Raw genomic sequence first — 7,098 nt, 5'->3', positions numbered from 1 at the left:
TCGCGTCGCCCGCGCCACCACCGCGGCGCCGCGACGCGGGCCTCGCACGCGAGCGCGGCACCGCCGAGGTCCAGCGGTTTGGACGTGGTCCGACCCGGGAACGCTTCCTACTTCATCACGCCGCCACGCCCGGAAGGCACGTCGAGAGGACCGCCCAGATGTTCCTACATCGGCAGGAGCTGCAGTTCAAGGCCAGCCCGGAACGACCGGACGCCGTGTACGCACGGAAACTTCAGGAAGTCCTCGGCGGCCAGTACGGAGAGATCACCGTCGCGATGCAGTACATGTTCCAGGGCTGGAACATGCATGTTCCCGGGAAGTACCGCGACCTGGTTTTCGGGATCGGGTCCGAGGAATTCGGGCACGTCGAGATGCTGGCGACGATGATCGCCCAGTTGCTGGAGAAGTCGCCCCTGGGGATCACCGACGACGCGGTCCAGGCCGACCCGACCGTCGCGGCGGTCGTCGGAGGGACCGACGTCCAGCACGCGATCGTGGCGGGCGCGGGAGCGCGCCCCGTCGACAGCATGGGCAACCCGTGGCAGGGCAACTACGTGACCGCGAGCGGGAACCTGCTGGCGGACTTCACCTCGAACGCCAACGCCGAGATGCAGGGACGCACGCAGGTCGCGCGGCTCTACCACATGACCGACGACAACGGAGTCCGGGAGCTGCTGTCCTTTTTGCTCGCGCGCGACACGATGCACCAGAACCAATGGCTCGCCGCGGCCGCCGAGCTGCGCGAACAGGGCGTGGAACAGCTCCCGGTCCCGAGCAACTTCCCCCAGAACAAGGAGTACGGGGAGGTCTCGTACCAGTACCAGAACTTCAGCGACGGGCAGCGCGCCTCCGAGGGCCCGTGGGCGTCCGGACCCGCCCCGGACGGCAACGGCGAGTTCAGCTACCACGAGGGCCCCACCACCAGCGCGCCCATGCCCCCACCGACCCACCCCGACGCGCGCTTCTACGGCACCACCGAACTCCCCGACACCATGGAGAAGGTGGCAGGCGCCACGCAGGACAGGCTCAGGAAGGAATGACGGCACAGGGGCGCAGCGTATGTTGATCGTCGCCGTCAAACCCGGCCATGACGGAGCGGTCGCCGTGGTGCGGGACCGCACCCTGCGCTGGTCCCTCGAGCAGGAAAAGGACTCCTTTCCTCGGCACTCCCCGCTCATTCCCTCGACGATCCTCGGCGCGGCGGAGCTGCTCGACCGGGTTCCCGACGTCGTCGCCCTGGGCGGGTGGAAGGTGGGCCGGAACTCCATCGGCGCCGGGTACCACGGAGTCGACGCTCCCGCGCTGTCGACGACGCGCCTGTTCGGCGCGGAGATCACGGTCGTGACCTCCTCCCATGTCCGGTCGCACGTGATGATGGCACTCGGCATGGCACCCCCGCGACCACGGCAGGCCCAGCAGGCGGTGCTGGTATGGGAGGGAGTCACGGGAGCGTTCTACCTGGTCGACGACGCCTTCGAGGTCGTTCGCACGGTCCCGGTGCTGACCCAGCCCGGGGCTCGGTACGCGCTGTTGTTCGCACTGGCCGATCCGACCTTTCCCGACACGAACGCCGTGCCGGATCTGGCGGACAGCGGGAAACTCATGGCACTCGCCGCCTACAGCGACGCCTCGGCCGCCGGAGACGACCTCGTCGCGACGGTGGAGGACATCCTCGCGTTGGACACCGTGTATCCGGCGCCGAAAGCCGCGTTCCGCGATTCGCCGGTGTACAACGCGGGAGTCGAGGCGGAGGTCACCAAGCACGCGGCCGCGTTGCTCAGTGACACGATCTTCGACCGGTTCCTGCACGCCGCCAAGGAAACGCTCCCCCCCCCCCCCCCCCGTCGATCCCACTCCGGATCTCGGGCGGATGCGGGCTGAACTGCGAGTGGAACGCGCGCTGGCGTGGCGAGGGCTACTTCTCCGAGGTGTTCCTGCCGCCGTGCGCCAACGACTCGGGCTCGGCCATCGGCACGGCCGCCGACGCCCTGTGGGCGATCGAGGGCGACCCACGTCTGACCTGGACCGTGGACAGCGGCCGGGAGTTCGACCACGACACCGAGCCGGACGCCGGTCGCTGGACCGCGGCGCCCCTGGACTACCGCGCGGTGTCCCGGGCGCTGTCCACCGGCCGCGTCGTGGCCTGGGTGCAGGGCCGGTGGGAGATCGGTCCCCGTGCGCTGGGGCACCGGTCACTGCTGGCCGAGCCGCGGGACCCGCGCACCCGGGACCGCCTGAACACGATCAAGCGCCGGGAATCCTACCGTCCGATCGCGCCGTGCTGCCGCGTGGAAGACCTCGCGTCCGTCTTCGATGACGACTTCCCGGACCCCCACATGCTCTACTTCCGGCGGGTGCGTGCCCCCGGCTTCGCTGCCGTGACCCACGTCGACGGAACGGCACGCGTGCAGACGGTGAGCGCCGCGAGCAACGCGCGGCTGCACACCCTCCTGACCGCCGTCGCCGGGGAGACCGGCACCGGGATGCTGTGCAACACCTCGCTGAACTTCAAGGGAACCGGCTTCGTGAACCGAATGTCCGACCTCGTGTCCTTCTGCGAGGAACACGGCATCGACGACATGGTGGTCGGAGACACCTGGTACCGCCGCGACCGGGAAGCGGGGTGAACGGTCCCTCCCACGGCACCGGTGCGCCGAGACGAGCGTCGGCGGGATCACCGGTCGCGTTGGTCGGCGAGCTCGACGAGTCGTGTTCGGCAGGCCGCGAGGTCGTCCACCAGACGGTAGGCGTCGGTGGACAACGCGCGGACCGTGGGCCACGGCCCGGGTTCACCGACCTCGCCGTGCACATACGTGCCGTCGAGTGCGTCACGGCGCCGCCAGGCGCGAGCCATCGTGTCGGCCAGTTGGTCGTTGTCCCGGACATCGGTCACCGAACCCAGCTCCCCGAGGGAGCGGGTGGCGTCGGCGACCAGGTCGAGCAACCCTCCGTACGACTCCAGCCAGCGCCGCTGCGCTGTGTTCGTCCGTTCGAAGTGCTCACTCGCCGTGTCGAGCGTCCGCGCCACCGACCGCACATCGTCGATCAACCGAGTCAGTCCGTCGACGGTGCAGTAGTGCCCCTCGAAGGAGACCGAGCGCCCCAGCAGCCGCCTCGGGTTGAGCGATCGCTTCTCCACCGCGACGTCGACGCTGTCGCGGGTCCGCGCGGCGAGGGTTCCCAGCTCGCGTGCCCGCTTCTCGAACTCCCGCGCCCGGTCTTCCGTCGGCAACCCCGCACGCAGCGTCGTCGCCATCGTGCCCAGAAGCTCGGAGGCCGTGCGGCTGAGCAGACCGACGTTGTTCTCGGCCGACCGCGACGACAGTGGAGGCGGAATCACCGTGTTGACCAGCACCCCGACGGCGGCGCCGAGGACGATCAAGCCGCACAACACCGCGAGCTGCCCCCACCCGGAATCCCAGTCGGGCGCGACGACGAAGTACTGGTGGGCGAACATGACCGCGACCGGAACCTGCCATCCGTGGGTCCCGAGTCCGCGCCACTGCCCTACCAGCAGGCCGATGAACACGATCACGGCGAACGCCGTGACACCCTGACCAGCACCGAGGTCAGCCCGCCGGCCAGCACGATCCCGGCGACCATGGCACCGACGTATCTGATCGAGTGGTATACCGATCGCGCCACGGTGGCGTACACCAACAACACGGCCGAGAACGGCGCGAACGACGCCGCCGAGGCCGACAGGACCTCCGCCGCGATCCACCACGACAGCGACGCCGCCAGAGTGCACTTCAGGAGCAAATGCCAGGTGTCCGGCCCCGTACGCGCCCGGTCGAGCAGGGCACGTCCCCGTTCCCGCACTCGGTCGACCACCACCACGCCCGGCCGCCGCGCCGCCGTCGGCGTCGCGATCCCCTCACTCACGCGTGCCCCTTTCCTCGCACGGGTTACAGGCGAGTTCGGCGCATACCCACAGCGACGGATCGGGAAAAGCGTGTCCGGACGACCGCCGCACACCACTCGACGCGCGGCTGTTCGGCGACACTCCCGCCGAAGCGGGTCACGATCGGGCGCTGGAACCGGGTTCGGTGCTCTGGAAGAGGCGGAACATCCAGACCAGCGACGGGATCAGCACGAACGCTCCCACCGCGGTGACGATCAGCGACACCCGGACGACCTCCGGAGTGGCGGACGCGTTCTCGATGGTCGTGTCGGGAAGCAGGACCACCGGGTACTGGGCCACCGCCCAAGCCCACAGCAGCATGGTGACCGCCGAGGCGGCGCAGATCCGGGCCAGGACATACCGGCCGCGCGCCAGCACCACGAGAGAGGCGACCCCCGCCACGGCCGAGAGCGCCACGACCGGCGACGCCGTGGAGGTCAGCCCTCCGAACAGCGCCGGAGCGTCGAGTCGCAGCACCGCGATCCCGCCCAGCGCCATGGCTCCGGCCACGAGGCCGCTGACCAACGCGCGGGCACGGAACTGCCGCACGAGCCTCGCCGATCCCGCACGCCGCGCGTCGGCGCAGAGATACACCGCGGCGAGGTAGGCGGACACCACCACGGCCAGGCCACCGGCCAGCGCCGAGGTCGGGTTCCACCAGCTCGTCACGATGTCGCCGCCCGCGATCCCCGCGGGCACCCGGCCGGAGGCGATACCGCCCGCGACCGTACCGAGAAAGAACGGAGTCAACACCGACGAGCCCGCGAACGCCGCGCCGAACAGCCTCCGGTGTTCCAGCTCCGTACTGGCCTTACGGAACGCGAACGCCGCTCCCCGAGCGATGATCCCGACCGCCGCCAGGGTGAGAGGGATGTACATCGTGGAGGCGACCGACGCGAACGCGAGCGGGAAACCGGTCCAGCACAGCACGATCACGAAGATCAGCCACACGTGGTTGGCTTCCCACACCGGCCCGATGGACTCCTCGATCAAATCCCGCTGCGGAGCACCTCGTTCGGCGCCACCCGCTATCAGATCCCACAGTCCCGCACCGAAGTCCGCCCCGCCGAGCAGGACATAGCAGGTCAACGCGAGCCACATCACGCTGATCAACCATTCCGCCGCGGTCATGACCCTCTCTCCTGCGGTGCCAACGGCAACGGGACCCTGGCCAGCCGGCGCAACACGAACACGGTGCCGACGGTGAGCAGCACGTAGACAACCGAGACCGCGGCCAGCCCGGTGGTCAGCCCGGGCACGGGTGTGACCGCGTCCTCGACCCGCATACGCCCCCACACGATCCACGGCTGCCGCCCGACCTCGGTGGTGATCCACCCGGCTTCCAGCGCCACCACCGCGGCCACACCCGACAGCGCCGCGCCACGGTAGAACCAGCGGGATTCCGGCAGACGCCGACGTCGCCACCACACCACCAGGCACCACGCACCGAGCGCCAGCAGCGCGAAGCCCATCGCGACCATGATCTGGAACGACCAGTGCACGACGTTCACCGGCGGACGATCGGCCGCGGGAACCTCGGCCAGCCCGAGCACCGTCGCGTCGGGGTCCCAATGCGCCAGCAGCGACAGCGCGCGCGGGATCTCGAGGGCATAGCGCAGCTCACCGTCGTCGTAGAAGCCGCCCAGGCTGAGCGGCACGCCCTGACCCGTCTCGTAGAGCCCCTCGATCGCGGCGAGCTTCGCGGGCTGGTTCGTGGCGAGGAACTTCGCCGCCCAGTCCCCCACTCCGATCTGGACGGGCGTCAACACGGCCGCGACCGTGAACGGCACGGCGAACCCGAGCCTGTGATACCGGTCGCGCTTGCCCCGCAACAGGGCGACCGCGTAGACACTCGCCATGCCGAAACCCGCCACCATGAAGGCCGCGAGAATCATGTGGACCGTCTGCGGCGGAGTCGCCGGGTTGAACATGGCAGCCCACGGGTCGACACCGACCACCCTGCCGCCTTCGAGGTCGAACCCCCTCGGCTGATTCATCCACGCGTTGGCACAGACCACGAAGAACGCCGACGCCACGCCGGCCACGCAGACGGGCAGCCCGGTCAGCAGGTGCGCTCGCGGCGGCAGCCGGTCCCAGGCATAGAGGTAGATTCCCAGAAAGATCGCTTCGATGAAGAAGGCGAACCCTTCCAGCGTGAACGGCAGGCCGATCACCTCGCCGTAGGTGCCCATCAACCCCGGCCACAACAAGCCCATCTCGAAACTGAGGATCGTGCCGGACACCGCCCCGACGGCGAACAGCACACCCATCGCCTTGGCCCACCGGTGCGCCAGCACCCGGTAGGCTTCCTCCCCGGTGCGCAGCGCGCGCCACTCGGCGAACACGGTGATCGCGGGCATCCCGACGCCGAAGCACGCGATGACGATGTGCCAGCCCAGGGACAGCCCCATCTGCATCCGCGCCGCCATCAGATTGGCCGGATCGGCCACCTGCGCCAGTACCTGTGCCGCGCTCATCGCGTCAGTGCGGCGGAAGCGCCACGCCACGACCGCCCGGCTCGCCGGTGCCGACGGCACGGTCTCCGATACGCATTCCGGTGAGGTACCCGTGCCCGCCGAGGGCAAACGGCCCGCCGGACGGCACGGGGCGCACGGCCGTCACCCGCTTCGGTGCACCTCGCCCGTCGTGGTGGCCCTGGCCCGTTTCCGCGCCACGGTCCAGGGTAGAGCCCGGTACGGTGACCGAACACACGGGCGGATGCGGAGGTGCCCACAGTGCATGATCAACCCTCGGTATCACTGGCGGAGGCACGGGAGATCATCGCGGGAGGGGAACGCAAGTCCCGTGAGGTGGGGCAACCCGCGAATATCGCGGTGGTCGACGCCGGCGGGAACCTGGTCGCCCACGCCCGGATGGACGGCGCGTGGATCGGCAGCGTCGACATCTCGATCGACAAGGCCTTCACCGCCCGCGCCTTCGACACCACGACCCGGGACCTCGCGGACAACGCGCGGCCCGGCGCGCAGTTCTTCGGCATCCACGCCTCCAACCGCGGCCGGGTCATGATCTTCGCGGGAGGCATTCCGCTCGAACACGACGGCCGTGTCGTCGGGGCCGTCGGCGTCAGCGGCGGCACCGGCGAGCAGGATCAGGCCATCGCCGAGGCCGCGGCGGCGGCGTTCCAGCCCGCCCGGTAGCGCGGCACGCGCGCCGGAGACAAGGAACGCGGGGCG

Annotated in this window: 8 protein-coding genes and 1 pseudogene; 5 read left to right on the top strand and 4 right to left on the bottom strand. The window is 69.9% G+C overall.

Going from position 1 to position 7,098, the window contains the following annotated elements; translation table 11 throughout:
• Nucleotides 1-158 precede the first annotated feature (158 nt).
• The 4 genes and pseudogenes from SACSA_RS0120070 (at nt 159) to SACSA_RS27085 (ending at nt 2,627) form a co-directional block, all read left to right on the top strand.
• Nucleotides 159-1,040: a manganese catalase family protein gene (locus SACSA_RS0120070; RefSeq protein WP_019819585.1), complete on the top strand. Its 882-nt coding sequence runs from the start codon at nt 159-161 to the stop codon at nt 1,038-1,040.
• 19 nt (nt 1,041-1,059) lie between these two features.
• A complete protein-coding gene (locus tag SACSA_RS27090; RefSeq protein WP_269634827.1) occupies nt 1,060-1,881 on the top strand; it encodes a hypothetical protein in 822 nt (273 codons plus the stop codon).
• Nucleotides 1,848-1,919: pseudogene (locus SACSA_RS27245) on the top strand (hypothetical protein); the annotation flags it as partial. The gene SACSA_RS27090 and the pseudogene SACSA_RS27245, both read left to right, overlap by 34 nt.
• Before the next feature lie 9 nt (nt 1,920-1,928).
• Nucleotides 1,929-2,627, top strand: a complete 699-nt coding sequence (locus SACSA_RS27085) for a carbamoyltransferase C-terminal domain-containing protein (protein WP_269634826.1) — start codon at nt 1,929-1,931, stop codon at nt 2,625-2,627.
• 47 nt (nt 2,628-2,674) lie between these two features.
• Here SACSA_RS27085 and SACSA_RS0120060 read toward each other — a convergent pair whose 3' ends face one another.
• The 4 genes from SACSA_RS0120060 to SACSA_RS0120045 all read right to left on the bottom strand — a co-directional run bounded on the left by SACSA_RS0120060 (nt 2,675) and on the right by SACSA_RS0120045 (nt 6,381).
• Entirely contained in the window at nt 2,675-3,535 is an 861-nt protein-coding gene (locus tag SACSA_RS0120060; protein WP_028662078.1) for an aromatic acid exporter family protein, read from the bottom strand.
• Entirely contained in the window at nt 3,532-3,885 is a 354-nt protein-coding gene (locus SACSA_RS0120055; RefSeq protein ID WP_028662077.1) for an aromatic acid exporter family protein, read from the bottom strand. The genes SACSA_RS0120060 and SACSA_RS0120055 overlap by 4 nt, the downstream gene beginning before the upstream one ends.
• Before the next feature lie 136 nt (nt 3,886-4,021).
• Nucleotides 4,022-5,035 (bottom strand): cytochrome d ubiquinol oxidase subunit II, encoded by a 1,014-nt coding sequence (locus SACSA_RS0120050; RefSeq protein WP_019819584.1) that lies wholly within the window; start codon nt 5,033-5,035, stop codon nt 4,022-4,024.
• Nucleotides 5,032-6,381, bottom strand: coding sequence for a cytochrome ubiquinol oxidase subunit I (locus SACSA_RS0120045; protein WP_048877015.1), 1,350 nt, complete (start codon nt 6,379-6,381; stop codon nt 5,032-5,034). Before SACSA_RS0120045 ends, SACSA_RS0120050 begins: the two co-directional genes overlap by 4 nt.
• A gap of 258 nt (nt 6,382-6,639) precedes the next feature.
• On the opposite strand from SACSA_RS0120045, the gene SACSA_RS0120040 reads away from it, so the two are divergent.
• Nucleotides 6,640-7,062: a GlcG/HbpS family heme-binding protein gene (locus tag SACSA_RS0120040; RefSeq protein WP_019819582.1), complete on the top strand. Its 423-nt coding sequence runs from the start codon at nt 6,640-6,642 to the stop codon at nt 7,060-7,062.
• The last annotated feature ends 36 nt before the right edge of the window (nt 7,063-7,098 follow it).

Origin of the sequence: Saccharomonospora saliphila YIM 90502, from assembly GCF_000383795.1 — a bacterium.
In the GTDB taxonomy this organism is placed as follows: domain Bacteria; phylum Actinomycetota; class Actinomycetes; order Mycobacteriales; family Pseudonocardiaceae; genus Saccharomonospora; species Saccharomonospora saliphila.
Note: the sequence above shows the minus strand (reverse complement) of the source record. Positions and strands in the feature narration are given on the sequence as shown.

Excerpts from the sequence above, each read along its gene's own strand:
- SACSA_RS0120070 (WP_019819585.1), top strand. The coding sequence starts at position 159 with ATGTTCCTACATCGGCAGGAGCTGCAGTTCAAGGCCAGCCCGGAACGA.
- SACSA_RS27090 (WP_269634827.1), top strand. The coding sequence starts at position 1,060 with ATGTTGATCGTCGCCGTCAAACCCGGCCATGACGGAGCGGTCGCCGTG.
- SACSA_RS0120050 (WP_019819584.1), bottom strand. The coding sequence starts at position 5,035 with ATGACCGCGGCGGAATGGTTGATCAGCGTGATGTGGCTCGCGTTGACC.
- SACSA_RS0120045 (WP_048877015.1), bottom strand. The coding sequence starts at position 6,381 with ATGAGCGCGGCACAGGTACTGGCGCAGGTGGCCGATCCGGCCAATCTG.